This window comes from Sulfitobacter aquimarinus (genome assembly GCF_040149565.1).
GTDB classification, from domain to species: Bacteria; Pseudomonadota; Alphaproteobacteria; order Rhodobacterales; family Rhodobacteraceae; genus Sulfitobacter; species Sulfitobacter aquimarinus.
Window position 1 is genome coordinate 308,768 of the sequence record NZ_JBEFLO010000001.1, and the last position, 25,654, is coordinate 334,421.

Genomic DNA, 25,654 nt, shown 5'->3' on the forward strand with positions numbered 1-25,654 from the left:
GTCGCCAAACCAAAGGGTTTATGCAGTAATCTCGCGCACACGTGCGGCAAGCCAGTTCAACGCGGCGTCTTCCAACCCGACCGAGGTCAGGTGATCGGCGGTATTATACAGATATTCCGTATTTGGCCCGCGTCCGCCGACGGCCCGCGCGATGATCTGCGCCTGCTCCTCCAACGGCAAGTCACCGCAATATTGCTCGTGCGCCTCGTCGATCACATAGATCAGCGCTGTGACAGTGCGTCCATCTTCCAACGCGACCGCCAGCTCCTTCTCGACATAAGCCGAGGAAATCAGCTCCCGCTCGCGCAGATAGGCCAGCGTCTGCGCCTCAGAACCCGGTTGCACGCGCAATGCGATACCTGTGCAGACCTGCCCTGCCTGTTGGTCCAGCGCCAGCACCAGACCGGGGTCGGCCTCCGTGCCACGGTGATGGATCGAACGCATACAGAACGAGCGGGCGTAGTCGGGCAGCGTGGCAATCACGCTCTCCGCGACGTCGAATCCCGGGTTCCAAAGCAAGCTGCCGTAGCCGAATACCCACATAGCCATCTGGTTCTCCTGTGTTGCGGCAGGTAAACCCCACCTGAGGACGGATGAAAAGAGGGGCGTTGCCCGTGAAACGGTGGTTGGTGAAAATACTCTTGGTCTGCGCGCTTTTGTGGGGCGGCTGGTGGTGGATCGCCACCGGTGCGATGCAAAAAGGGCTGGATGCGTTTTGGCAAGGCCAGCGTGACAGCGGGCTGGACGTCACCGTGGCCCAAGCTGCCCGCAGCGGCTTTCCCCTGCGGATCGGCACCACGCTGCGCGACATCACCCTGAGTGACCCCGCCGCACAAACGGCGCTGAAGATACCGCACATCAGCATTGCCTCGCCTGTCTATTGGCCGGGGGACGTGGCTGTGACCCTGCCTGCCGAACCGATCACCTTTACCGCGGCCCAAGGGCCGCTGACCCTCATGTCGGACGGGATGCAAGCCGATCTGAACCTGCACCCCGGAACCGCGCTTGCGCTTGAGGCCATGCGCGGCAAGGCGCGTGCAGTCACGCTTGACGCTGTTGAAGGTCGCGTCCTGAGCGTTGAAGAAATAGCAACCGATGTGATCCAGACCACCGCGCCGGAAACTTATGCCATCTCCCTCGTTGCCACTGGTGTCGCGCCAGGTAGTTTGATCCGCCAAGGGTTGCAGGTGCCCGATGCGTGGGCAGACAGCTTTGCCCCCATTCTTGCAGATATAGTGGTCACCTTTGACCGACCGTGGGACCGCAGCGCCTTGCGCAACAGCCGTCCGCAGCCCCGCGTCATCACGATCAATCAGCTCACCGCCGAATGGGACCAATTGGGGTTTGAGATAAGCGGCAATCTGAACGTCGACAATAATGGTGTGCCGACAGGTGATGTGCGTGTGCAAGTCCGCAATTGGCAGCGAATTTTCAACATGATCACAGACAGCACCGATGTGCCTGCGCAGTGGACTTCGACCATCGAAAGCGTGCTGGGTGCGATGTCAGACGCGCAGGGCACGCTGGACCTGCCCGTAACACTCCAGAACGGCCAAATGCGCGTCGGTTTCTTCCCGCTTGGGCCTGCGCCCCGAATCGTGATCCGTTAACGGCAATAAGTGCCTGAGCGATAGCGCGCCGTATCAAAGTGAAAGTGGTCAAGGTGGAACTTGTTCGCCTTGGGGCCCAACACCGTGCCGAACGGGCCGCAGGCGTCGGCATGCATCTTGCGCAGCGCCTTGCGGGTCCCCCCTGCGTTCCAGCCTTTGAGGACTGTGATCTTCGTCCCGTCCACCAGCGTAAAGCCCGAAATATCAATGGCGCGGCCTTTGCCATGCTCCGAGATTTTGCCCGTTTTGGCGTTGTTACGACGGCGGCAGGCGTAATGCGCCGCGACCTTGATCTCACGCAGGCCGCCGCCCTTGCGCGACAGCGCGGGCTTGGCGCTGCCGTCCACCCACGTCTTGAGCGCCCGCGCCGTGCCACATTCCATCGTCGACTTCGTGCTTAGCCGCACCCCCGACACGGAAGTGATCCGCACCGCGTTCTCGATCCCGCAGCCAGCAATGCGGCCCGGAACAGCGCCGATCGCCTCGCCCTGAATAGAGGTATCGCCACACACAGCCCCCGCCGCCAAGACCGCCTGTTGCTGGCGGGCTTCGCGGGCGGCTTTGGGGGATCGAAAGAGCGGGCGCATGGATTTGAAGAACCCGCCTTGCCTGTTCTCTATCGCCGAGCGGTCAATCGTGCCGTCTGCCGTGATCTCGGGCTGGCCCGTGCCGGGCCGCAGTTCCGGCCGCTTGGACGCGTCAGGACCCGCACAGGAGATGGTGGCCACCGCACAAAGCAAAAGCGTAAGCCGTTTCATGCCTTGCCGCCGCGGCCAAAGTCGGGCGCGTCCGTATCCTGCCCCGCCTCGATAATGCCGCGCCGAATGGCACGGGTGCGGGTGAAATACGCGTGCAAATGGTCGCCGTCCCCTTGGCGGATGGCGCGTTGCAGGGCGAACAGCTCTTCGGTGAAGCGGCCAAGGATTTCCAGCGTCGCGTCTTTGTTGCTCAGGAAAACATCGCGCCACATGGTGGGGTCAGAGGCGGCAATGCGGGTGAAGTCACGAAAGCCAGCGGCGGAATACTGAATGACCTCACTGTCAGTCACGCGCCGCAGGTCATCAGCCACACCAACCATCGTATAGGCGATCAGGTGGGGCGCATGGCTTGTCACGGCCAACACAAGATCGTGGTGGTCGGCGTCCATCTCCTCAACCTTCGATCCCATCCCCTCCCAGAGATGACGCAATTGCGCCGTGGCGGCAGGGTCCGAACCTTCGGCAGGCACCAGCAGGCACCAGCGGTTGTCAAAAAGCTCAGCGAAGCCCGAGGTCGGGCCGGAATGTTCGGTCCCCGCCAACGGGTGACCAGCGACAAAATGCACGCCTTCCGGCAGGTGCGGGGCAACGCTGTCGATGACATCGCGCTTGACCGATCCCACATCCGTGACCGTGGCGCCCTGTTTCAGCGCAGGTGCGATCTGCGCGGCGACTGCGCCCATGACACCCACAGGCACACATAGCACCACCAAATCGGCATCGCGCACCGCATCGAGAATGTCGTCACAGACCACGTCACACAGGCCAATATCGCGGGCCGTCTGGCGCGTCTCAGCCGAGCGGGCAAAGCCCGTGACTTCGCCTGCAAGCCCCCCCCGTTTCATCGCCCAGAACATGGAAGACGCGATCAGGCCAAGCCCGATCAAGGCCACACGATCGTAAATCTGTGCCATGCTCAGCTCTCCTTGAACTGGCGGATGGCGTGTACGATGCGCTTGCATCCACTCTCGTCCCCGACAGTGATCCGCAAGCAAGTGGGCAGGTTATAGCCCGCCACCAAGCGCACGATCAGCCCTTGGGTCTTGAGGTAGGCATCGCAGGCAACAGCTTCTTCCTGCGAGGCAAACCGCGCAAGGATAAAGTTGGCGAGCGAGACGTCAGATGGCACGCCCAGCTCTGCCAGATTATCCGCCAGCCACGTGCGCCATTTGGCGTTCTCGGTTCGGCAATGATTGACGTAAGCCACATCACGCATGGCCGCCGTCGCCGCAGCAATCCCTGCATTGCCAAGGTTGAACGGGCCGCGCACGCGGTTGAGGACGTCGATCACATGCGACGGGCCATAGCCCCAGCCCACGCGCAGGCCGCCAAGGCCGTAAATCTTTGAAAACGTGCGGGTCATCACGACATTCTGGCGCGCTTCAACCAGCGCCGCACCACCGTCATAGCCCTCGACATATTCGGCATAGGCACCGTCCAGCACAAGCAGCGCCTGCGCGGGGATACCTTCGGCCAGCCGCGCCACATCCGCCTGCCCGATCATCGTGCCGGTGGGGTTGTTGGGGTTGGCCAGAAACACCAGCCGCGTCTTGTCGGTGCAGGCGGCAAGGATCGCGTCAACGTCTGTAACCCGCTCACGCTCGGGCACCTCGACGGGCGTGGCGCCTGCCGCCAGCGCCGAAATGCGGTACATGGCAAAGCCGTGTTCGGTATGGATTACTTCGGTGCCGGGGCCCGCGTAGGCCTGACACAGGAACGCGATGATCTCGTCCGAGCCCGCGCCGCAGATCACCCGCGCGGGATCCACGCTCCAGACATCGCCGATGGCCTCGCGCAATTCGGTGTGGTCCGAGCTGGGATAACGGTGCAGCATCCGCGCCTCGGCCTCATAGGCCTTTATCGCGGCGGGGGACGGGCCGAACGGGTTCTCGTTCGAGCTGAGCTTGAGGACGTTGTTATGCCCCTCCACATGCGACGCACCGCCCTGATAAAGCGCGATATCCATGATACCGGGTTGGGGTGTGATCATCTGTGTCATAAGCATCGTCCAGTTCTATTCTACGCCAGTTTTAGCCGCGAGAAGGGGTTTGCGCCACCACCATCTTGCCGCAGCACGGCCGCCTCAGCGGTGTGCCGCCACATAGGGCAAGTCGAAACGAAAAAGGGCCGCATACTGTGATGCGGCCCTTTCAAACTCGGTGCGGAGAAGATTAGTTCTTCGCGTAGAATTCCACCACAAGGTTGGGTTCCATCACCACTGGATAAGGTACGTCGCCCAAGGATGGCGTGCGCACGAATGTTGCGGTCATTTTTGAATGGTCGGCCTCGATGTAGTCAGGCACGTCACGCTCAGGCAGCTGTGTGGCTTCAACCAGTGCTACCATCTGCTTGGAACGGTCACGTACTTCGATCACGTCACCCTCTTTCACGCGGTAGGAGGGGATGTTCACGAGTTTGCCGTTCACGCGGACGTGGCGGTGGTTCACGAACTGGCGTGCGGCAAAAACGGTTGCCACGAACTTGGCGCGGTACACAACCGCGTCCAGGCGACGCTCCAGCAGACCGATCAGGTTTTCACCTGTATCGCCTTTTACACGCTCGGCTTCGCCGTAGATGCGGCGGAACTGCTTTTCTGTCAGGTCGCCGTAGTAACCTTTAAGCTTTTGCTTGGCGCGCAGCTGGATACCGAAATCGGAAATCTTGCCCTTGCGGCGCTGACCGTGCTGGCCGGGGCCATATTCACGACGGTTCACCGGGGATTTTGCGCGGCCCCAGATGTTTTCGCCCATGCGGCGGTCAATTTTGTGCTTGGCAGCGGTGCGTTTAGTCACGGCTGTTCTCCTTCTTTCAATTTATGCTTCATCATCTTGTCCGAAAACCGGTTCCCACTTTTCGGGATGATAAAAGCGTGAAGGGCGTTGTCCTTTGGGTTTTCACCCCGACAGAGACCCCCTCACGGGGCTCACCAACACCAACAGGGGCGGCGATACAGGGATAAGGGGCACGGAGTCAATGCGTCTTGCCAAAATATACGCACCATCGCTGCCGCACGTTTGTTACTGCTGGATACCCTCAAGATAGCGCACCAGATCAATCAACGATCTTGGCGTGTCGATCACCTCCCCCGTGGCCGAGGTCCAGTCCACCGTTGGCCCCGCCAGATCAGTACCAAAATCGGGCATGCCGCCCAATTGGTGCCGCCCGCTATAGCCATAGATTTGCGCGATCACATCGTCTGCCGGGAAGACACCACCGTTGCTGCGGGCAAGAAGCGTCAGGTTTGCAGGGCGCGGTGTCAGGCTTGCCGCCATAGGCCCGTCGCCAGTGGCCGTCCTGCCGTGGCACACCACACAATTGGCGGCATAAAGCTGTGCTCCGCGGTCCGTTGGCTGCGATGTCGTACAGGCGGAAAGGCCCGCCAAGACAACCAAGACTGGAAAGATCGAAAGTTTCATCCTGTGCGCTCCTGCACTTTTTTTCAGTGCAGTCTTTGCCCGATCGCCGGGGCGGTCAATGCTTACCGGACTGCGCCCGCGCACTTGGTGCACCGTGATGCATTCAGGCCTCTGCGCTATATAATAGCCGCGCCTTGGCGGCGCGTTCCGTGCAACGCTTACCGCCGCATCGCGGAACAGTCCGCGTGGCGCGGGCAGCCCACCAAGTGATCGTTGACCAATCCACAGGCCTCCATCCACGCATAGACAATCGTGGGGCCGCAGAATTTAAACCCCGCCTTTTTCAGATCTTTTGACACACGCTCGGAGAGCGCTGTCTTTGGCGGCACATCCGCTTGCCGCTCAAAACGGTTTTGCAAGGGCGCACCGCCGACATAGTTCCACATGAACGTGTCAAAACCGCCCTGCTCTTCCATCCGCAGCCACGCTTGCGCGTTGGTAATTGTCGCCTCGATCTTGCCGCGGTGGCGGATGATACCTGCGTTGCCCAGTAGGCGCTGCACGTCGCCTTCGCCCCAATTGGCAATCACATGCGGGTCGAACCCTTCAAAGGCCGCGCGAAACGCGTCACGCTTTTTCAGGATCGTGATCCAGCTCAGGCCCGCCTGAAACCCGTCAAGGATCAGTTTTTCCCACAACGCACGGCTGTCGTACTCCGGCACGCCCCATTCGGTATCGTGATAGTCGATGTATATCTGCTCGGGCCCTGCCCATTCGCACCGTGTCATGTGATCGCCCCTCCCGTTTCGCTACATTTGGCACAAAATTTGACCGTTAACACCTCTTTAGCGCCCAAGGCGCACTGTCCCCCGAAAGGCAGCGACAAAGGACAGCGGCATGCAAGGGTTACACAAACGCAGGATGGCCAACATCCCCGAAGGCGGCCATAGCCCGCTGGAATTTGCCATCACCCAGCAAAGCAAAAGCACGATGGAGATGGTGCAGGATGCGATCGCCCACAACCAGACCCTGCTGGCCTTTCAACCGGTGATGCACGGGCTGACCTCGGGCGACATCGCGTTCCACGAAGGGTTGATCCGCGTGCTGGACCCCACAGGCCGCGTCATCCCTGCCCGCGAATTTATGGGCAGGATCGAAGACACCGACACAGGCCGCGAGATTGACGTGCTGGCCCTGCGCCACGGGTTGAACACACTGCGCCATCACCCCGAATTACGGCTATCTATCAACATGTCTGCGCGGTCGATCGGGTATCGGCCGTGGATGAATTGCCTCAATCGGTTTCTGAACGAAACTCCGCAGATCGGCAGCCGTCTGATCCTTGAGATTACCGAAAACTCGACCATGCAAGTTCCTGAATTAGTGGTGGATTTCATGGCGCGGTTGCAGCCCAAGGGCATCTGCTTTGCCTTGGATAATTTCGGCGCGGGCACACTGGCGATCCGTCATTTCAAAGACTTCGATTTCGACATCGTCAAGATATCGGGCCAGTTCATTCGCGGCATGGCAGGCAACCCCGACAACCAGTCCATCGTGCGTGCGCTGCACGCCATCGCATTGGAATTCGGCATGCTCAGCGTTGCCGAATCCATCGAGACAGAAGCCGACGCGCATCTTGCAACCCAGATCGGGATCGACTGCCTGCAGGGATATTATTTTGCAGCGCCCACAACCTTGCCTGACTGGATGGAAGCCCCCAAACGACCCCGTCGGGCCTGACCCGACGCCGCGCCCCCTCTACCCCCGCGCTTGCCGCGTCGCAGCAGATGCGATACGAAATGAGCCAATGCAGGGGGCAGATGGCGTTGGTTTTTACGCACATCATTTACATTCGTCCTCTGTGATCTGTGTCAAACAAGAGGACCGCTTTCCATGACCAATGTCGTTATCGCCTCCGCCGCCCGTACTGCCGTTGGCAGCTTCGGGGGGTCCTTCGCCAACACCCCCGCCCATGATCTGGGTGCTGCCATGCTGAAAGAAATCGTGGCCCGCGCGGGCGTTGACGCCGCCGAGGTCTCCGAAACTATTCTGGGTCAGGTGCTGACCGCAGGTCAGGGCCAGAACCCCGCCCGTCAGGCGCATGTGAACGCGGGTCTGCCCATCGCGTCTGCCGCATGGTCGATCAATCAGGTCTGCGGCTCTGGTCTGCGCTCGGTCGCGTTGGGCGCCCAGCACATCCAGCTTGGCGATGCCGAGATTGTTGCCACAGGTGGTCAGGAAAACATGACCATGTCCCCCCACGCCCAAGCCTTGCGTGCGGGTCAGAAAATGGGCGACATGAAGCTGATCGACACGATGATCAAAGACGGCCTGTGGGATGCCTTCAACGGCTACCACATGGGTCAGACGGCGGAAAACGTTGCCGACAAATGGCAGATCACCCGTGAGGCGCAGGATGAATTCGCCGTTGCATCGCAGAACAAGGCCGAATCCGCCCAAAAAGAGGGCCGTTTCCAGGACGAAATCTTTGCCTACACTGTGCCGGGCCGTAAAGGCGACACCATCGTCGACGCAGACGAATACATCCGCCACGGCGCAAACATCGACGCGATGGCCAAGATGCGCCCCGCCTTCACCAAAGACGGCTCTGTCACGGCGGCCAACGCGTCCGGCCTGAACGACGGTGCTGCGGGTGCTTTGCTGATGTCCGCTGAAAACGCCGAAAAGCGCGGGATCGAGCCGCTGGCGCGGATCGCGTCTTATGCCACCGTCGGCCTTGACCCGTCCATCATGGGCGCAGGCCCGATCTATGCCTCACGCGCTGCGCTGGAAAAGGCAGGCTGGAAAGCCGAAGACCTTGATCTGGTTGAAGCAAACGAAGCTTTCGCCGCCCAAGCCTGTGCTGTGAACAAGGACATGGGCTGGGACCCTGCCATCGTGAACGTCAATGGCGGCGCGATTGCTATCGGCCACCCCATCGGTGCCTCGGGTGCGCGGATCCTCAACACATTGGTGTTCGAGATGAAGCGTCGCGGCGCGAAAAAAGGTCTGGCCACGCTGTGCATCGGTGGCGGCATGGGCGTTGCCATGTGCCTTGAGCGCGCATAATCAAATTGGGCGCGCAATATAGTTGCGCGCCCACCCTTTATACGGCAATAAGATTTCACGACCAATTTTTTAGGAGAATCACATGTCCCGCGTCGCACTTGTCACCGGAGGGAGCCGCGGAATCGGCGCCGCCATTTCCAAAGAACTCAAGGAAAAGGGCTATACCGTTGCTGCGACCTATGCAGGCAATGACGAAGCCGCCAGCGCCTTCACGGCCGAGACCGGCATCAAAACCTACAAATGGAACGTGGCCGACTACGACAGTTCAAAAGCGGGCATCGAACAGGTCGAAGCCGACCTTGGCCCCATCGAAGTGGTTGTGGCCAATGCGGGCATCACCCGTGACGCACCGTTCCACAAAATGACGCCGCAGCAGTGGCACGAAGTCATCGACACCAACCTGACCGGCGTGTTCAACACCGTCCACCCCGTCTGGCCTGGCATGCGCGAGCGCAAATTTGGCCGCATCGTCGTGATCTCTTCGATCAACGGTCAAAAAGGACAGTTCGCGCAAGTGAACTATGCCGCGACAAAGGCGGGTGATCTGGGCATCGTGAAATCGCTGGCCCAAGAAGGCGCACGCGCCAACATCACCGCCAACGCCATCTGCCCCGGCTATATCGGGACAGATATGGTTATGGCCGTGCCGGAAAAAGTACGCGAAAGCATCATCGCGCAAATCCCGACGGGTCGTCTGGGTGAGCCTGAGGAAATCGCGCGCGCGGTATCATTCCTGGTGGCCGACGACGCAGGTTTCATTAACGGGTCGACCATTACGGCCAACGGCGGGCAATTCTTCGTCTAACAACTGCGCCGCGTAAACAAGTCGGGGCCGGTGGATCAAACCACCGGCCCCGTTTTATTCCGTAAGACTGCGTGCACACAGTCAGCGGAAAATTATGCCCGACGCAACCACGCAAAAAAGTCGGCCATCATCTGGCCACGGACGGCATGGGCAGAGTTCATGGCAGTGCGGGCGGCGGGGTTTGTTGTGGCTTCAAACATATCGTTTCTCCTGTGGCTAATCCGGTTCGGATCAATCTCTCTGGTCTGACCCCAATATGGCCCCCGCATAGCATTCGTACAAACGAGACTTTCCAATGCTTCACTTAAGCTGTACTTAACTGAAGCATGTCCAACCGCCTTCCTCCTCTCACCGCGCTACGCGCCTTTGACGCCGCTGCGCGACATATGTCCTTTGCTCAAGCGGCGGCCGAGCTCAACGTGACCCCCGCCGCCTTGTCATTCCAGATCAAATCCCTTGAGGAACATCTGGGCGCGCCGCTGTTTCGTCGCCTGAACCGCGCTGTTGAACTGACCGAGGCGGGCGCAGCCCTGTCCACGGGGGCCGCCGAGGGCTTCCAAACCCTCGCCACCGCATGGCGTGCCGCGCAACGCACCCAAGATACGCAAACCCTGACCGTGACCGCAGGCCCCGCCTTTACTGCCAAATGGCTGGCCCCGCGCCTATATGACTTTGCCCAAGCACACCCCGAGGTCGAGCTGCGCTTTGCCGCTGGGTTGCACAGGATGGATCTGGCCCGCGACAATGTCGATGTGGCGATCAGGTTTAGTGACAAGGCCACGCCGGACCTCTATTCAATCCCGCTCGCCGACGAATGGATCATGCCGGTGATGACGCCCGCACTTGCCGCGCAATATCCAACGGTAGAGAGCCTCAAAGACGCCCCGCTGATCTTTGACGAATCCATCAGCTTCCTGCCCGCGCCGATGGGATGGTCGACGTGGTTCGAAGCGATGGGTACGCCATTCACTCCGGTCAACGGCCCACGGTTTTCGCAGGCGGATCATGCCGTCGACGCGGCATTGGCTGGTGTTGGCATGGTGCTGGGCCGCCGCGCCTTGGTGGTCAAGGATCTGGACGAGGGGCGGCTGGTCGCGCCTTTTCCGACCGCCCTCAACACGGGGGCGCGGTTCAGCTTTTTGTGCCTGAAGGGGATGGAGACACGCCCCCAAATCGCAATGTTCCGCGACTGGATACTAGCGGAGATCGAGAAAACCGCGCATATCACCGCCAACCTCACCATCATTGAAGGCGCCTCTTGATGACCCGTACCAAAGCCACAGCCACCGGATTTGTAGCAGTTCTTCTTTGGGCGCTGCTGGCGCTGTTTACCGTAGGCTCTGCCCCGACACCGCCGTTGCTGCTCAATACATTGGCCTTCGGGATCGGCGGTGTGGTCGGGCTGGTTTGGGCGGCGGTCACAGGCAGTGCGGCCCAGATGCGGCAGGTGCCGCTGCGCGTCTACCTCTTCGGCACGCTGGGTCTATTTGCCTACCATTTGATGTATTTCTCGGCCCTCCGCCTTGCCCCCGCTGCCGAAGCGGGGCTGATCGCCTATCTTTGGCCTTTGCTGATTGTCGTATTCTCGGGGCTGCTCCCCTCCGAAAAGCTGCGTGCGGGCCATGTGATCGGCGCAATCCTTGGCTTTGCCGGTGCGGCGCTGATTATCGGCGGCGGAGGCACGGGCCTGAACACAGCATCCCTATCGGGCTACTTGCTGGCTTTGCTGGCAGCCTTCACTTGGGCGGGGTATTCGGTGTTGTCACGGCTGGTGGGGGATGCGCCCACGGCCAGCGTGGCAGTGTTTTGCATCGGGACCAGCCTACTGTCGTTTCCACTACACCTGATGTTCGAGGACACCGTCCTGCCCGCAACCATGGTGGGCTGGGCCAGCATCGCGGCACTGGGCCTTGGGCCAGTCGGCTTTGCGTTCTATGTTTGGGACATCGGGTGCAAGCGCGGGGACATTCAGCTTCTTGGAACCAGCTCCTATGCCGCGCCGCTTTTGTCTACGCTTGTCTTGGTGGCTGTGGGCATCTCAGCGCCCAGCATGACCCTGCTTTGGGCCGCGTTGTTAATCACTGGCGGCGCGCTGATCGCAGCGCGCGCCAGCTTTTCAGAAAACCGCTAACTCGATAGACGGGTGATTTCTTCCTTCAACCGCATTTTTTGCTTTTTCATATTGGACAGTTCCAAACCGTCTACGCCCGGGGCACGTTGGGCAACCTCAATCGCCTCGCTCATGTCGCGGTGCTTCTTTTTCAACGTTTCAAGATGTGCGTTTAGGGACATACTTCCTCCAGTTGTTAAAGTGCATCTTCAGTCAAGCATGACTTCCCTCCAAAGTCACGCCGCCCCGCAGCATAGGCCCAGAAGGTGTGAACAACGCCTTAACGCCGCTTAAAATTCCAGCATCGCCCCAGCACGCAAGGCCGCACGGACCTGTGGCGTATACTGGTCCCCGTCCGCATGGCTGTCGCCGCGATGCAGAATCAGCGGCGCATGCAGGCGAAAATCCGCCCGTCCCGATTTGATCGTTCGCAAAATCACACGCTCTGCCGCGCGGCCTGTGCGGGCTGCGATGGGCAGGACCTCGATGCTGCCCATATCGTGGGGAAGTGCTGCCAACAGATCGGGCAACCGCTCGGCGCGGTGGATCACATGCAGCTGGCCACGCGGGCGTAACCGTTTGGCCGCCGTGGTGATCCACAACGCCAGCGGAGTCGCCTCGCCCAGGGCGGCCTCGCGCACGCGGTTGTCCGCCGCGACCGAAGCACTGCGTCGCCAGTAGGGCGGGTTCACAAGAACGTGGTCAAATTGACGCTGACGTAACGTCAATGGAAGGGCTGCGATGTCCGCCTCGACCACCTCCAAACTGTCCGCGCCATTGCGTTCGGCAAGCCGCGCATAGATCTGTTCACGCTCGACGCCTGTCAGCTGCAACCCCGATACACGCGCCCCAAGGCACAGGATTGCCGCCCCCACACCACAGCCCAGCTCCAGCACCGATTGCCCCGAAACCGCTGGTATAGTGGCGCTGAGCAGCACGGGATCGACGCCTGCGCGGTATCCCGTGCGGGGCTGCCACAGATGCAACAGGCCGCCCAGAAACGCGTCATGGCTGAGGTCGTCGTCGCTCACTTGCCCAACGGAATCTCGTTGTCGGTGATCACGCGCAGGGCGGCTGTGTGATCATCCTCGCGCACCATCAATCTGCGCGGGAAAATCCCGATGCCGCCTTCAAGGATGCTCATATTGTCGTCGAGCGAGAAGCAGTCTATATCCTCGCCCTGCAACAGGGCTGTGGCAAAGGCGATGATCGTAGGATCGGTGCTGCGCAGTAGTTCTTTCATGACAGTGATGTAATCTGGGGCACGCCCCAATGTCGAGCGCTAGGATGCGGTAAAATGAGCGACCAGATGAGCCGGAAACCACACGAACGACTGGCCACCGCCTTGGCAACAGAGATGGAGGCCGTGAGCGCGCTGATCACCGAGCGTATGGCCTCGGAACACGCGCCGCGCATTCCCGAAGTCACCGCCCATCTGGTTGGCGCAGGCGGCAAGCGCGTGCGCCCGATGCTGACACTGGCGGCGGCGGCCATGTGTGGCTACGGCGGCCCCTACCACATCCATCTGGCCGCCACGGTGGAGTTCATTCACACCGCCACGCTGCTGCACGACGATGTCGTGGATGAAAGCGAACAGCGGCGCGGGCGGCCGACGGCGAACCTGCTCTGGGACAACCAATCGTCCGTGCTGGTGGGCGACTATCTGTTTGCCCGCAGCTTCCAGTTGATGACCGAGCCGGGATCGATGCCCGTCATGCGCATCCTGTCCAACGCGGCCGCGACCATTGCGGAGGGTGAAGTGCTGCAACTCACCGCCGCCCGCAATCTGGCCACGGACGAGAGCACATATTTGCAAATCGTGCGCGGCAAGACGGCGGCGCTGTTCTCAGCGGCGACCGAGGTCGGCGGTCTGATTGCAGACGCGCCACAAAGTCAGGTTCAGGCACTCTTTGACTATGGCGATGCTTTGGGGATCGCCTTTCAGATCGTGGATGACCTGCTGGATTACCAGGGCGATGCCTCTGCCACGGGTAAGAACATCGGCGATGATTTCCGCGAGCGTAAGTTGACCCTGCCCGTGATTAAAGCCATTGCACTGGCCGACGCGGACGAGCGCGCCTTCTGGGTCCGTACGATCGAGAAGGGCCAGCAAGAAGACGGTGATCTGGATCACGCGCTGGCGCTGCTGAACAAGCACGGCACGCTTGCCACCACGCGCAAAGACGCGCTGGCGTGGGCGGCAAAGGCAAAAGCGGCATTGGACGCCCTGCCCGCGCATGAGATCAAGGACATGCTGACCGATATGGCCGACTACGTCGTGGCGCGGATTAACTAAGCACCGTTTCCACGCACCACCACTGCGGATACTCGGCGGCCAGTGCGGCCGCTGCCGCACGCGCCGTCTGCGCCGTTGGATAAAGCCCGAAACAGGTCGAGCCAGAGCCTGACATGCGCGCAAGCATTACATCAGGTGTCCCGCGCAGAGCCGTAAGGACATCGGCGATCTGTGGGGCGGCCGCAATGGCGGGCGCCTCCAGATCATTGCGTTGCGCCTTCAACCAATCCATCCATGCGCTCAGTGCCACCCCCTCCGCAGGAAACGCCGCCATCGCGGGGTTTTCCTTTTCCTTCAGGGTTTTGAAGACCGCAGGTGTCGGGACATGCAAAGCGGGGTTCACAAGCACGGCAAAGAACGTCAGATCATCGTGCAGGGGCGTCACATCGCCCCCGATCCCTTGCATCCGTGCGGCGCGGGGCTGCAGGCAAACGGGCACATCCGCGCCCAATGACAAGGCGTCCGCCCCATAGTTCAGCACGCGCAGCACCGCCGCCGCATCGGACGAGCCGCCGCCGATCCCGCCGCCATGGGGCAGGTTCTTTGTCAGATGGATATGCCCCGTCCAGCCCGCAAGCTCCGCCGCCTTCCAGACCAGATTGCGATTGTCCGCTGGCACACCGTCCGCAAATGGCCCGTCCACCGTCAGACGCAAATCACCCGCCGGATCGAACCGCAGCCGGTCCCCCACATCCGCAAAAACCACCAGACTGTCCAACAAGTGATACCCGTCAGCCCGCTGGCCCGTCACATGCAGTGTGAGGTTTATCTTTGCGGGCGCAAACGCCTCAGTCGTCATTGGCCAGCGTCAACGGCTCGGCGCCTTCCTCTGCCAGCACTTCGTCCAGCCCGACCTCCAGCTTGCGGCGGATGCGGTCGGGGTCGGCCTCGGTGTCCGAGGTGCTGAACTGGATAAACGACAGGGCACGCTTCCACTGGAACTGCGCCTCGCGCTTGCGGCCCACGGCCCAATAGACATCGCCCAAGTGGTCGTTGACCACGGGGTCCACGGCCTCCAGCTCAACGGCGCGTTCCATCTGCACGACCGCCTCGGGGTAGCGGCCAAGGCGGAAATAGACCCAACCCAGACTGTCCACGATATAGCCACTGTCGGGGCTGGCCGCGACAGCGCGTTCGATCATATCCAGCGCCTCGTCCAGCTTGCGCTGTTCCTCCACCAGTGAATAGCCAAGGTAATTCAGAACCTGCGGCTGGTCAGGGTTGATCGCAAGGGCGGCGCGAAAGTCCTCTTCGGCCTTTACGGTATCCCCATCACGCGAATGGGCGATGCCCCGCGAGAAGTGCAAGAACCACGCACGGTTGTCGCCCTCGGCAGTGAGGTCCAGCGCACGGGTATAAGCCTCGATCGCGGCCTGTTCTTCGTCTTGGGCGCGCAGCACATCACCAAGGGTCGAGTGCACAACCGCCAGATCACCGTGGCTTTTGGCCAATTGCTCCAGCACTTCGATCGCTTGGTCGGCCTTGTCCAACCGACGCAGCGCCGCGGCACGGCCCAGCTCGGCCACGTGATAGGCGGGGTCATTCGCGTCAATCTTGCGGTATTCATCAATCGCCAGTTCATTCTGACCAAGGCTTTCCAACAAATCTGCCGTCAGCAACAGCGCATCCACATGCTCGGGGCGCAGGTGGCGGGCGATGCGGGCGTAGAGCAACGTGTAATAATCGCTGGCCTGTTCGGCACGCAAAAGGGCCGCGAAGGTATAGAAAACCTCACCCAGTCCCGCACGGGCGGTGGGGGCGTGGGTAAAGGGCAGCGTCTCGCCCGCGTCGAGCCGTTGGATCAGGCTGTCCAGTTCGGGATCTGTGGCACCGTTGAACGTATCGGCAATCAGCTTGACGGCGTCTGCGTTGCGATCCAGTTGCGACAAAATCTCGGCCCGCGCAATCACACCGCGCCGCGTACGGGCAGCGGCACCGGGCCCGTCGCCTTCAAACAAGGCGTTTGCCTCGGCGTAGCGGCCCAATGTGCCCAGCGCCAAGGCCTTGTGGTAGGAGACAACGCCCGTCATCCCCGCCTCGGTCGAGATGGCGTCGAATTGCGCCATCGCCCCGTCAACATCATCTGCACCGATCAGCGACCACGCCTTGACCAACCCGTCGACCCACGGGCTGATGCCTTCGGTCTGGATTTCGCGCTGCGCCAATGCGGCATATTCGCCGTCGTCGATCATACCGGCGGTCAACACCATCCGCGCCCCCTGCGAGCGTTGGCCCGAGGCGATGATCGCACGGCCAAGCGGCAATGCGCGGTCAATCCGACCCAGCGCCAGATAGGCCAGCACCGCGTCGTCCATCAGCTCGACGTTGCCCGCATCCCGCGCCATGGCCGCGCTGTAGTATTCAGCCGCTGCCTTGAAGTCATTGTTCACCGCCGCGCTGCGCCCCGCCAGATAGGACCCCGCCAGCGACTGCGCGCCCGCAGGAGCGGCCAAGGCCAACACCAAGGCCACCGCGCTGGCTGTTTTCATAAATTTCTGCATCTGCTCATGCCTCTTTTCTTTTATCACAGGCTAGCATGTTTGCGCGGCCACGCAATGGCACCCGCACAATCACACGCCAGCGTGAACCGCCCCCTACAAACGCAAACTGCCGCCCCCGTCATAGGGAGCGGCAGTTCCTATCGCATTAAGATGCGTATCACATGTTAGGATAGTTCGGACCGTCCCCGCCCTGAGGCGTGGTCCAGACGATGTTCTGGCTGGGGTCTTTGATGTCACATGTTTTACAATGCACACAGTTCTGAAAGTTGATGACAAAGGCGTCCTTGCCGTCTTTCTCGACGAACTCATACACACCCGCAGGGCAATAGCGTGCCGAGGGGCCCGCGTATTTTGCAAGGTTCACTTCCACAGGCACAGTCTCGTCTTTCAACGTCAGGTGCGCGGGCTGGCTTTCTTCGTGGTTGGTAAACGAGAACGCCACATTGGTCAGGCGGTCAAAGCTGAGCGTGCCGTCCGGCTTGGGGTATTTGATCTCTTCATGCTTGGAGGCTTCCTCGGTCGCGTCGGCGTCGGATTTGCCGTGCCCCATGGTACCCAAAAGCGAGCCGCCGAACAGCGTGTTGCACCACATGTCAAAGCCACCAACGGCCAGCGAGGCAACGAGGCCGAATTTCGACCACAGCGGCTTGACGTTGCGCACTTTGTAGAGGTCTTTGCCGATCTCGCCGTCACGGACCTCTGCCTCATAGTCAGGCAGCTCATCGCCTGAACGGCCCGCCGCCATCGCAGCATGTGCCGCTTCGGCCGCCGCTTTGCCCGAAAGCATCGCGTTGTGGTTGCCCTTGATGCGCGGCACGTTGACCATGCCGACAGAACAGCCCAGCAGCGCCACGCCGGGGGCCACCATCTTGGGCATGGACTGGTAGCCGCCTTCGGTGATCGCACGCGCACCGTAAGCGACACGTTTGCCGCCTTTCAGCAGTTCGGCCACCATCGGGTGATGCTTGAACTGCTGGAATTCCATATAGGGGAAGACATGCGGGTTTTTATAGCCAAGATGGACGACAAAACCCACATAGACCTGATTGTTTTCAAGGTGGTAGATGAACGAACCGCCGCCCGCTTTGCTGCCCAATGGCCAGCCCATCGTATGCGTGACGGAACCTTCTTTGTGCTTGGCGGGATCAATCTCCCAGATTTCTTTCATGCCAAGGCCATATTTCTGCGGCTCTTTGCCTTTGGCCAGATCGTATTTCGCGATCACCTGCTTGGACAGGCTGCCGCGCACGCCCTCGGACAGGAACACGTATTTGCCATGCAACTCCATGCCCGGCTCGTATGAGGGGCCGGGCTTGCCATCGGCACCCAAGCCCATCTCGCCCGCGACAACACCTTTGACTTCGCCGTTCTCGCCATAGACGAGTTCCGAGCACGCCATGCCGGGGAAAATCTCCACGCCCATTTCCTCGGCCTGTTCTGCCATCCAGCGGCAGACGTTGCCCATGGAGACGATGTAGTTGCCGTGGTTGTTCATCAGCGGGGGCATGGGGAAGTTGGGGATGCGTACTTCGCCCTGCTCGCCCAATGCGTAAAAGTTATCCTCGATCACCGGCACGTTCAGCGGCGCGCCTTTGTCTTTCCAGTCAGGAATCAGCGCATCAAGGCCACACGGGTCCAGCACAGCGCCCGACAGGATATGCGCGCCCACTTCCGAGCCCTTCTCAAGCACAACAATGTTGCAATCGGCGTCCAGCTGTTTGAGCCGGATCGCAGCCGACAGGCCCGCAGGACCCGCCCCCACGATTACAACGTCATATTCCATCGCTTCGCGTGTCATCTCGGCCATGTGGGCGCTCCCTTTGCGTAAAAACGGTTTGGACCGAGGTAGCGGCTGGCCTGCATCTTTGCAATCACGACGAGGCGTAAAAACGGCCCGAAGGGGTCAATTTCCGTGCAGATTTATCATTTTCTGCCTGACACTTCCGCAGTGAGCGCTAACAGCGCATGTCGCCCATCACATAGCGGACCCCTCCCCCTTGGCTGCCGCCGCATCGGCAGGGTTGTTCAGCGCACACGCATCAAGGCTCAGGCAGTGGGCGCGGCGGCCAGCTGGATGCAAAGCCTGTTTGGCTCGCACACCCGCTGGCAAGGCGGCGCTATATCCAGAACCATGACGACACCGAATACGAGCTCGCCAACTATATCACACCCCGCTGCCACTAGGCGAAACCACGCCAGCGCCCGCGCCTTATCCGCTTGCATTTGACGCATAACTTGGGTCAGGTAACAGGCAACACCAACACGCGCTCCGAAATTCCATCGGGGCGCGCCTTAGTATGACGGACATGATACGCCATGGAAAAAATTCCAATGACCCGCGAGGGCCACATCGCCCTCGAGACCGAGCTTAAGCACCTCAAAACCGTTGAGCGCCCCGCCATCATCACGGCCATCGCCGAAGCGCGTGAGCACGGCGATCTGTCCGAAAACGCCGAATACCATTCGGCCAAGGAAAAGCAGTCCTTCATCGAAGGCCGCGTGAAAGAGCTGGAAGGTGCTATTTCACTGGCCGAGGTGATCGACCCCGCCAAGCTGTCCGGCACCATCAAATTCGGCGCGCGCGTGACGTTGGTGGATGAAGATACCGATGAGGAAAAGACCTATCAGATTGTTGGAGAATACGAGGCCAACATCGAGAAAGGCCTGCTCAACATCAAGTCGCCCATCGCCCGTGCACTGATCGGCAAGGACGAAGGGGATAGTGTCGAAGTGCGCACACCGGGGGGTGGGAAATCCTATGAGGTTCTCAAGATCGTCTATGCGTAAGCGGAGTGCGGATCATGTCTGACGCCCCCTCTGCAGCCTCTGCCCCCGAACAGCCCCCCGTTCGCGCCCCTGCGGCGGCACGCAAAAGCAGCGGCAAGCCCGCGGCCAGCCGCCCCACCCCCCTTGGTATCTATGACAAGGCGCGGTCCGAAGGCATAACAGGGATCGAGATCACAGCCGTGGTCATGTCTGTCCTGTGGTTGCTGGGCTGTTTGATCTTTTTCGTCTTCCTGCCACAGGCCCCGACCCCCGAAGGTCAGGGCGGATTGCGCTTTCTGATGACGATGCTGGCGATCTTTATGCCTGTCGCCATGATCTGGGTCGCGGCCACAGCGGCGCGGGCAAGCCGTGTCATGCGCGAAGAAAGCCAGCGTTTGCAGGCCGCGATTGATGCCATCCGTCAGGCCTATATCGCGCAGCAACAAGGCGGCGCAGGCCCATCGGTCAGCCGCAAACTGGACGAGATCGCAGCAGCCACGCGCAAGACTGAAACCGCGCTTGCCACCTTCTCGACCCGCCGCGAAGACCCGCCCCGCGCCGTTGCCGCCCCCGTTGCCGAAGCCCCCTCACAAGATCAACCCGCGCTTGAGCTGGGCACCCAGACCACCGATATGGCCCCGCCCGTTGAGGGGGATGATCTGATCCGTGCGCTGAATTTCCCCGAAACCGCCGAGGACGAGGAAGGCTTTGCCGCGCTCCGCCGCGCCATGCAGGACCGAAACGCATCGCAACTGATACAGGCCGCGCAGGACATTTTGACCCTGCTCAGCCAGGACGGCATCTATATGGATGATTTACGCCCAGACCGCGCCCGCCCCGAAATCTGGCGCATGTTCGGCCAAGGGTCCCGTGGCCGCGCTGTAGCCGCATTGGGCGGTATCCGCGACCGCTCGTCTCTTGCGCTGACGGCAGGGCGCATGAAGCAAGACCCGATCTTCCGCGACGCCGCACACCACTTTTTGCGCCGCTTTGACAAGCTGTTTTCAGAGTTTGAAAAAGTCGCCAGCGACGCCGAAGTATCCGCCATGGCAGACACCCGCAGCGCACGCGCCTTTATGTTGCTGGGGCGCGTTGCGGGAACTTTCGACTAACCCGTCAGGAACAGACCTGCGCACGGTTGCGGTCGTCAAACACCGCCTTGATCTGCGTGCCATCCGCCGTCTCGAAGATCGCGGTGGCGCCTGCCATCTCGCCCCCTGTCACGCGGATTTGCCCCAAATCGGATGACGTCATCCTGTCGTCCACATCAATCGAGAACGCGGCCCGCCCGCCCGCAGCTGTTTCGCGCAGCGCGACCTTGATCACCTCTGCCCCGTCGGCCACATCGCTTGCCTGCGTGCCACCTTCATCACGCAGGGGTTGGAACACCTCGACGCCCGTGCCGCCGTCTTCGGTGTCAAAGATCAACCGCCCCGCAGAGCCGCGCAAATCAACCGTCACGGCCCGCAACGGCTGCGTGCCGATCTGCAATTCAAAACGGTCGCGCGGTGCACTTTCTACAAACCGCAAGGACGCGCCCGTGCAATCCGCGGCCTGGGCCGCGCCCGCCAGACACATCAGTGCGATGGATGTCTTCCACATATCTCGTCTCCTAAACGCCAAAACTGGCAAAAGGGATATAACGGACCGGATCGCCCTCTTTCACCTCTTGCGCTTTGTCATCTAGCTCGACCAGACCTTCTGCCCAGCTTAGCCCCGAAATACGCCCCGATCCTTCGGAGGAAAAGACCTCTACACGGCCCTCGCGCATGCGCGCGCGCAGGTATTCACGGCGACCTGCCTTTTTGGTTTTTGTGAATGCTGCGGGCACCATGAAACCTTGGGGGCTTTGCCATTGCGCACCTGCCAACTGCGCCAAAGCAGGGCGGGCAAAGATCAGGCTGCACACCATCGCGGCCACCGGATTGCCCGGCAGGCCAAACACCGGCACCCCGCTCCACATGCCCAGCGCGAGCGGGCGGCCCGGTTTGATTGCGATGCGCCAAAGCGCCATGGCCCCTGCCTCCCGCAGCAGCGCCGAGACATGGTCTTCGTCGCCCGCAGACGCACCACCGCTGGTCAACACGGCATCCACCTGCCCCACCGCGCCGTCCAGACACCCGCGCAACGCAGCGCGGTCATCAGGGGCGCGGCCCAGATCAACGGGCCGGTGCCCCATCGCAGCAATCAGCGCCAGCAACATAGGGCGGTTGGCGTCATATATCTGGCCTTCAGCCGCATATGCGCCTGCCTCGACCAATTCATCCCCCGTCGACAGCACGCCGACGCGCAGGGGGGTATGCACCACAACCTCGGCCACTCCCGTCGCGGCCAACAGCGCCAGATCAGCCGCCGTGATCACGCGCCCTCGGTGCAGAACGGGGTCGCCCGCCTCTACGTCTTCGCCCGATTTGCGGGTGTTTGCGCCCTGTTTCATTGCGCCTTGAAAGATGACGTGGCCGTCTGCAACCGTGACGTCCTCTTGCAAGATCACGGTATCCACGCCCTGCGGCAGCGCCGCCCCCGTCAGCACGCGTATCGCGTGCCCCGTCGGGACAACGGTTGGCGCATCCCCCGCCGCCGCACGCCCCACGACCAAAGGCAGACGGTGCCGTCCATCCGCCCGCCCACCAGCAAACCCGTAGCCATCCACAGCCGTATTGGGCAACGGCGGATTGGCGCGCACCGCACCCAAATCGCAGGCCGCAATGCGGCCTTTTGCATCGGCCAACGGCACTGTTTCGTGCCGCGTCACACAGGCTAGTCGCGCCCGCAAAAGGTCCAACGCCTCGTCCACGGGTGTCCAATGCACACCTTGAGGAAGCGCAAAACAGTCGTTTCGCAAGGTCGGCGCAGGCTGCACCAGTGCCTCCAAACGGTCCGTCAGGCCGGCCCCCAAAATCCACGCTTCCTCGCTCGCTTCGGGCGCGAGATCGGCCATATGCGCGGCAAGCTCGGGCGCGGGCAGCCGCGCCAACGCATCGGCCAGCAGCCGCACCTGCACGCTGTCGCGGATCGCATCCGCACCCTCCTGCGCCAGCTGCGACCGAACGGCCCCCTCAATCACGCCCGGCCAGACTTCGGCCAGCACCACGGGCGCGTCCTCCCATGGCTGGAACGGCCAAACGGCCACGCCCTGCATCCGCCGCAAGCGGTTGAGCATGGGCAGGCCCACCATCATCTGCCCTCCGACCGTGGGCGGAAAAGCCAGCTGAAAACACGATGAGGACGCTTTGGCCCGTGCATCGCACACCCGCTTTTCCGCGCATAGGTCATAGACGATACCCGCTTTGCGGTAAGGAACATCCGGCCATTTTTCAGCATGTGGCTTGCCCCAGAACGGGCCTGCGCCCTCGAACATCGCGTTCAACGTCTCGGCCACGTCATAGCGGTTGTTGGTGCCGTCAGGGGCGTCGGTGATCTGCCTCTCGAACCAGTCCCACAGAGCAAAGGGATCATCCGCCCCCGTCACATGGCGGGCGAACCCTATGGGATAGCCAAAGGGGAAATCAAAGCCGCAGAGCACCCGGCGGCCTGCGGCGACCTCTTCCGCGATGATTTGCGCGATCTGCGCCTCGGCCTCTTGGCGGCTGCGGCAATAGACGGGGTCGTGCGAGACACTATCGCGGGTGATCCCGATCCAAATGGCATCCTTGCGCGGGGTTGGTCCTGCGCGTTTGCCCGCGGACCAATCGGCCACAAGGATCGTGTCAAAGCCGCTCACATCCCCAAGTCCCGCAAGATGAAATCTGCGATGGCCGTTGTGTCATCCAGATCAAAAACAGGGCGGTCCAGCGCAAGCGCCGTATCCGAGGCAACAGCCCGAATGGTGGGATCATCGGGTGCAATAAGCGGGTTGCCCGTAATGCTGCGGTGCGCCTCGATCTTTGCGTGGCTGTCGCGCTTATAGCCTTCGACCAGCACCAGATCGACAGGGGCCAGTTGCGCAAGCAGATCGGCCAAAGGCGGCTCTGGCGCGTCGCGCAATTCGTGCATCAGGGCGATGCGATTGCGCGAGGCCAGCAGCACCTGACTGGCCCCAGCCTCGCGGTGGCGAAAGCTGTCCTTGCCGGGGTGATCGACGTCAAAACTATGATGCGCGTGCTTCACTGTTGAAACGGTCATACCGCGGCCCGTGATCTCGGTCACCAACCGTTCCATCAGGCCGGTTTTGCCAGCGTTCTTCCAGCCCGTGACACCGTAGATATTCATAACATCGTCTCCGCATGGGCCAGATCATCGGGGGTGTTCACGTTGAAAAAGGCAGTCTCATCAGGGAACATCGCCTCGCGGCCCTGATGCTGATCGCTCCACAGCACGACCTTGCGCAGACCGCCGTTCAGCGCGTCACGCAAATCGTCGCGCAAAGCCACGGGCCACAGGCCAAAGGTCGGATGCCGTGCGCGCCCCCGCTTGGCATCGGGCGTGGCGGCAAGGACCAGCGGATGGGCCATCCCCTCGGACGCAAGCAGAAGCTGCGGCACCAGATCGCAGGGAAAGAACGGCGTGTCAGCGGCAACCGTCACGATCGTCTCGGCCCCTTGTGCAGCTGCCCAATCAAGGCCGGCCAAAACGCCCGCAAGCGGGCCGTTGAACCCCTCCAGACTGTCGGCGATCACGGGCATCCCCATCGCAGCGAACCGTGCAGGATCGCCGTTGGCATTGAGCGCGACATCCGCCACCTGGGGCGCCAGCCGCGCCTCGACCCGCGCCAGCAGGGTTTGACCGCCCAACAGCCGCAAGCCCTTGTCGCCACCGCCCATGCGCGTGGCCTGCCCGCCTGCAAGAATAACGCCCAAGGGTTGCTTCATCGTGTGGCCTCGATCCATGTATTTAGGTCGACGCGGAAGGCGTCAGCTGCGGTGCCGGCAGGCAATGCCGCATCAGGCACAAGATAGCGCATCTGAGATGACGTCATTGCGCCGCCTCTTGCCAGCTTTGCATCGCGGCCAAGGCGCGCGCGGCTTCGGGCGGATCGGGAAAGGCGGCGAGCGGCAGGGCAATGGCCACGCCGGAAATCGAGAGCGCGATGGTCTTCTTGCCCTTGCGCACCGCCGCCACATCGGCCCAGCCGCTGTGCCAACGGCTATGGCCACTCTCCTGCACGATGCCCTGCGCGTCGATTGTGACCTGCTGCATCCGACCGAATTTTGATGCAACCGTCCATTCCGCCACGACGAAATAGACCCGCTTCAGCAACCACATAGACATGAAGCCAAACGCTATCAGCGTCAGGGGAAGGGCCGCCACGGGCAGCGCACCCAACTTTGGGCCGCCAAACATCTGAACCATAACCCAGACAAACATCGTGGCCCCCAACGGCGCAAAGAGCCCGACAAAGACAGCATGCACAATCTGCAACACGCGCCCTTTGCCCTGCATCATAACACTACCTGCAAGGGTCATCGCCTCGAATGTTTCTGCGGCATTGGCACGCACAGTCAACTTCCAGCTTTGCGTGGTCATGGGGCTGCCTTTCTGCCGCTTCGTTTCGGCTCATCCGCGACGCTGGCGGGGTCTGCATCGCGCAGCAAACGGTCCTCGCCCGCGAGGCACATGAACCGCCGCCCTTTCATCCGCCCGATCAGCGTGAGGCCAAGCTGCTGCGCAATCTCTACCCCCCAGGCCGTAAAACCGGAGCGCGAGGCCAGCACAGGAATCCCCATCATCGCCGTTTTGATCACCATTTCAGAGGTCAGCCTGCCAGTGGTATAAAGAATTTTGTCAGAGGCATCGACACCTTCGGCCAACATCCAGCCCGCGATTTTATCGACGGCATTGTGGCGGCCCACATCCTCCATATACACCAACGGCCTATCGGCGCAGCACAGCACCGTGCCATGGATCGCGCCCGCTTGCAAATACAGGCTTGGCGTGCGGTTGATCCTGGCCGACAGCGCATAAAGCCATGAGGTACGCACAGGCGTTTGCGGCAGTGTAACGCCCTCCAGCCCCTCCATCATATCGCCAAAGACGGTGCCAACCGCGCAGCCGCTGGTGCGGGTCTTGCGGCGCATCTTGTCCTCGAAATCCGTCTCGGTTGCCGTGCGGACAACAACAACCTCAAGCTCTTCGTCATAATCGACGCCTGTGATCTGATCCTCCGCGCCCAGCATGCCCTGATTGCGCAGAAAGCCCAGCGCCAGATAATCAGGATAATCGCCGATGGTCATCGCGGTCACGATTTCCTGACTGTTCAGATAGATCGTCAGCGGCCGCTCTTCGACCACATTGATCTGCTGCACGGCGCCCGTATGGTCCGTGCCTGTCACCGCACGCGTCAGCCTGTGTGCGGCCGGATCAGGCGCAATCAGATAGTCGGACAAATCATCAAGTTCAGCCAATTGCACCCCCCACAGCAACACGCTACGCATGTTATGTAA

The 25,654-nt window shown here is 61.4% G+C and carries 28 protein-coding genes; 9 read left to right on the forward strand and 19 right to left on the reverse strand.

Features of this window, described 5'->3' with window-relative positions; genetic code table 11:
* Positions 1-18 precede the first annotated feature (18 nt).
* Positions 19-549 (reverse strand): gamma-glutamylcyclotransferase, encoded by a 531-nt coding sequence (locus tag ABMC88_RS01530; protein ID WP_349575068.1) that lies wholly within the window; start codon positions 547-549, stop codon positions 19-21.
* Positions 550-614: 65 nt separating this feature from the next.
* On the opposite strand from ABMC88_RS01530, the gene ABMC88_RS01535 reads away from it, so the two are divergent.
* Positions 615-1,610 carry a DUF2125 domain-containing protein gene (locus tag ABMC88_RS01535; RefSeq protein WP_349575069.1) on the forward strand — a complete coding sequence of 332 codons (996 nt, stop codon included), beginning with the start codon at positions 615-617 and terminating at the stop codon, positions 1,608-1,610.
* Here the strand turns inward: ABMC88_RS01535 and ABMC88_RS01540 are convergent.
* From ABMC88_RS01540 to ABMC88_RS01565, 6 genes are all read right to left on the reverse strand, one after another.
* Positions 1,607-2,368 (reverse strand): extensin-like domain-containing protein, encoded by a 762-nt coding sequence (locus ABMC88_RS01540; protein ID WP_349575070.1) that lies wholly within the window; start codon positions 2,366-2,368, stop codon positions 1,607-1,609. The genes ABMC88_RS01535 and ABMC88_RS01540 overlap by 4 nt on opposite strands.
* The gene (locus ABMC88_RS01545) at positions 2,365-3,282 is read right to left on the reverse strand and encodes a prephenate/arogenate dehydrogenase family protein (protein ID WP_349575071.1); all 918 of its coding nucleotides are present in this window, start codon (positions 3,280-3,282) and stop codon (positions 2,365-2,367) included. The genes ABMC88_RS01540 and ABMC88_RS01545 overlap by 4 nt, the downstream gene beginning before the upstream one ends.
* 2 nt (positions 3,283-3,284) lie before the next feature.
* Positions 3,285-4,367 carry a histidinol-phosphate transaminase gene (gene hisC, locus ABMC88_RS01550; RefSeq protein WP_349575072.1) on the reverse strand — a complete coding sequence of 361 codons (1,083 nt, stop codon included), beginning with the start codon at positions 4,365-4,367 and terminating at the stop codon, positions 3,285-3,287.
* 172 nt (positions 4,368-4,539) lie between these two features.
* A complete protein-coding gene (gene rpsD / locus ABMC88_RS01555; RefSeq protein WP_349575073.1) occupies positions 4,540-5,160 on the reverse strand; it encodes a 30S ribosomal protein S4 in 621 nt (206 codons plus the stop codon).
* Positions 5,161-5,385: 225 nt separating this feature from the next.
* Positions 5,386-5,784, reverse strand: a complete 399-nt coding sequence (locus ABMC88_RS01560) for a c-type cytochrome (protein WP_349575074.1) — start codon at positions 5,782-5,784, stop codon at positions 5,386-5,388.
* Between the two features lie 158 nt (positions 5,785-5,942).
* On the reverse strand, positions 5,943-6,512 hold the full coding sequence (locus ABMC88_RS01565) for a DNA-3-methyladenine glycosylase I (RefSeq protein ID WP_349575075.1): 570 nt from the start codon (positions 6,510-6,512) through the stop codon (positions 5,943-5,945).
* Between the two features lie 109 nt (positions 6,513-6,621).
* Here ABMC88_RS01565 and ABMC88_RS01570 point away from each other — a divergent pair, with 109 nt between their 5' ends.
* The 5 genes from ABMC88_RS01570 (at position 6,622) to yddG (ending at position 11,729) form a co-directional block, all read left to right on the forward strand.
* Complete coding sequence (locus tag ABMC88_RS01570; RefSeq protein ID WP_349575076.1) at positions 6,622-7,464, forward strand: EAL domain-containing protein; 843 nt, start codon at positions 6,622-6,624, stop codon at positions 7,462-7,464.
* A 153-nt stretch (positions 7,465-7,617) separates the two neighbouring features.
* Positions 7,618-8,793, forward strand: a complete 1,176-nt coding sequence (locus tag ABMC88_RS01575) for an acetyl-CoA C-acetyltransferase (protein ID WP_349575077.1) — start codon at positions 7,618-7,620, stop codon at positions 8,791-8,793.
* An 82-nt stretch (positions 8,794-8,875) separates the two neighbouring features.
* Positions 8,876-9,598 (forward strand): acetoacetyl-CoA reductase, encoded by a 723-nt coding sequence (gene phbB, locus ABMC88_RS01580; RefSeq protein ID WP_349575078.1) that lies wholly within the window; start codon positions 8,876-8,878, stop codon positions 9,596-9,598.
* Between the two features lie 326 nt (positions 9,599-9,924).
* Positions 9,925-10,860 carry a transcriptional regulator GcvA gene (locus ABMC88_RS01585; protein WP_349575079.1) on the forward strand — a complete coding sequence of 312 codons (936 nt, stop codon included), beginning with the start codon at positions 9,925-9,927 and terminating at the stop codon, positions 10,858-10,860.
* Positions 10,860-11,729: an aromatic amino acid exporter YddG gene (gene yddG, locus ABMC88_RS01590; RefSeq protein WP_349575080.1), complete on the forward strand. Its 870-nt coding sequence runs from the start codon at positions 10,860-10,862 to the stop codon at positions 11,727-11,729. Before ABMC88_RS01585 ends, yddG begins: the two co-directional genes overlap by 1 nt.
* On the opposite strand, the gene ABMC88_RS01595 is transcribed toward yddG, so the two are convergent.
* From ABMC88_RS01595 to ABMC88_RS01605, 3 genes are all read right to left on the reverse strand, one after another.
* Positions 11,726-11,890 carry a YdcH family protein gene (locus ABMC88_RS01595; RefSeq protein WP_349575081.1) on the reverse strand — a complete coding sequence of 55 codons (165 nt, stop codon included), beginning with the start codon at positions 11,888-11,890 and terminating at the stop codon, positions 11,726-11,728. The two genes, yddG and ABMC88_RS01595, sit on opposite strands and share 4 nt — an antisense overlap.
* Before the next feature lie 108 nt (positions 11,891-11,998).
* Positions 11,999-12,739, reverse strand: coding sequence for a tRNA1(Val) (adenine(37)-N6)-methyltransferase (locus tag ABMC88_RS01600; RefSeq protein ID WP_349575082.1), 741 nt, complete (start codon positions 12,737-12,739; stop codon positions 11,999-12,001).
* Positions 12,736-12,951, reverse strand: a complete 216-nt coding sequence (locus tag ABMC88_RS01605; RefSeq protein ID WP_349575083.1) for a putative signal transducing protein — start codon at positions 12,949-12,951, stop codon at positions 12,736-12,738. The genes ABMC88_RS01600 and ABMC88_RS01605 overlap by 4 nt, the downstream gene beginning before the upstream one ends.
* A gap of 66 nt (positions 12,952-13,017) precedes the next feature.
* Between ABMC88_RS01605 and ABMC88_RS01610 the strand changes: the two genes are divergently transcribed.
* Entirely contained in the window at positions 13,018-14,004 is a 987-nt protein-coding gene (locus ABMC88_RS01610) for a polyprenyl synthetase family protein (protein WP_439655558.1), read from the forward strand.
* On the opposite strand, the gene ABMC88_RS01615 is transcribed toward ABMC88_RS01610, so the two are convergent.
* The 3 genes from ABMC88_RS01615 to ABMC88_RS01625 all read right to left on the reverse strand — a co-directional run bounded on the left by ABMC88_RS01615 (position 13,997) and on the right by ABMC88_RS01625 (position 18,312).
* On the reverse strand, positions 13,997-14,803 hold the full coding sequence (locus ABMC88_RS01615) for a 4-(cytidine 5'-diphospho)-2-C-methyl-D-erythritol kinase (protein ID WP_349575085.1): 807 nt from the start codon (positions 14,801-14,803) through the stop codon (positions 13,997-13,999). The two genes, ABMC88_RS01610 and ABMC88_RS01615, sit on opposite strands and share 8 nt — an antisense overlap.
* Complete coding sequence (locus tag ABMC88_RS01620; RefSeq protein ID WP_349575086.1) at positions 14,793-16,493, reverse strand: tetratricopeptide repeat protein; 1,701 nt, start codon at positions 16,491-16,493, stop codon at positions 14,793-14,795. Before ABMC88_RS01620 ends, ABMC88_RS01615 begins: the two co-directional genes overlap by 11 nt.
* A gap of 169 nt (positions 16,494-16,662) precedes the next feature.
* On the reverse strand, positions 16,663-18,312 hold the full coding sequence (locus ABMC88_RS01625) for an electron transfer flavoprotein-ubiquinone oxidoreductase (protein WP_349575087.1): 1,650 nt from the start codon (positions 18,310-18,312) through the stop codon (positions 16,663-16,665).
* Positions 18,313-18,821: 509 nt separating this feature from the next.
* Between ABMC88_RS01625 and greA the strand changes: the two genes are divergently transcribed.
* On the forward strand, positions 18,822-19,292 hold the full coding sequence (greA, locus tag ABMC88_RS01630; RefSeq protein WP_349575088.1) for a transcription elongation factor GreA: 471 nt from the start codon (positions 18,822-18,824) through the stop codon (positions 19,290-19,292).
* Positions 19,293-19,306: 14 nt separating this feature from the next.
* Positions 19,307-20,383: a hypothetical protein gene (locus ABMC88_RS01635; protein WP_349575089.1), complete on the forward strand. Its 1,077-nt coding sequence runs from the start codon at positions 19,307-19,309 to the stop codon at positions 20,381-20,383.
* A 4-nt stretch (positions 20,384-20,387) separates the two neighbouring features.
* On the opposite strand, the gene ABMC88_RS01640 is transcribed toward ABMC88_RS01635, so the two are convergent.
* The 6 genes from ABMC88_RS01640 to ABMC88_RS01665 form a co-directional block, all read right to left on the reverse strand.
* A complete protein-coding gene (locus tag ABMC88_RS01640) occupies positions 20,388-20,873 on the reverse strand; it encodes an aggregation factor core (protein WP_349575090.1) in 486 nt (161 codons plus the stop codon).
* A 10-nt stretch (positions 20,874-20,883) separates the two neighbouring features.
* Positions 20,884-22,995, reverse strand: coding sequence for a molybdopterin-binding protein (locus tag ABMC88_RS01645; RefSeq protein WP_349575091.1), 2,112 nt, complete (start codon positions 22,993-22,995; stop codon positions 20,884-20,886).
* Complete coding sequence (gene mobB / locus ABMC88_RS01650) at positions 22,992-23,483, reverse strand: molybdopterin-guanine dinucleotide biosynthesis protein B (RefSeq protein ID WP_349575092.1); 492 nt, start codon at positions 23,481-23,483, stop codon at positions 22,992-22,994. Before mobB ends, ABMC88_RS01645 begins: the two co-directional genes overlap by 4 nt.
* Entirely contained in the window at positions 23,480-24,082 is a 603-nt protein-coding gene (gene mobA / locus ABMC88_RS01655; RefSeq protein WP_349575093.1) for a molybdenum cofactor guanylyltransferase MobA, read from the reverse strand. The genes mobB and mobA overlap by 4 nt, the downstream gene beginning before the upstream one ends.
* Positions 24,083-24,185: 103 nt before the next feature.
* Positions 24,186-24,737, reverse strand: a complete 552-nt coding sequence (locus ABMC88_RS01660; protein WP_349575094.1) for a hypothetical protein — start codon at positions 24,735-24,737, stop codon at positions 24,186-24,188.
* Positions 24,734-25,645, reverse strand: coding sequence for a formate dehydrogenase accessory sulfurtransferase FdhD (locus ABMC88_RS01665; RefSeq protein WP_349575095.1), 912 nt, complete (start codon positions 25,643-25,645; stop codon positions 24,734-24,736). Before ABMC88_RS01665 ends, ABMC88_RS01660 begins: the two co-directional genes overlap by 4 nt.
* Between the last annotated feature and the right edge of the window lie 9 nt (positions 25,646-25,654).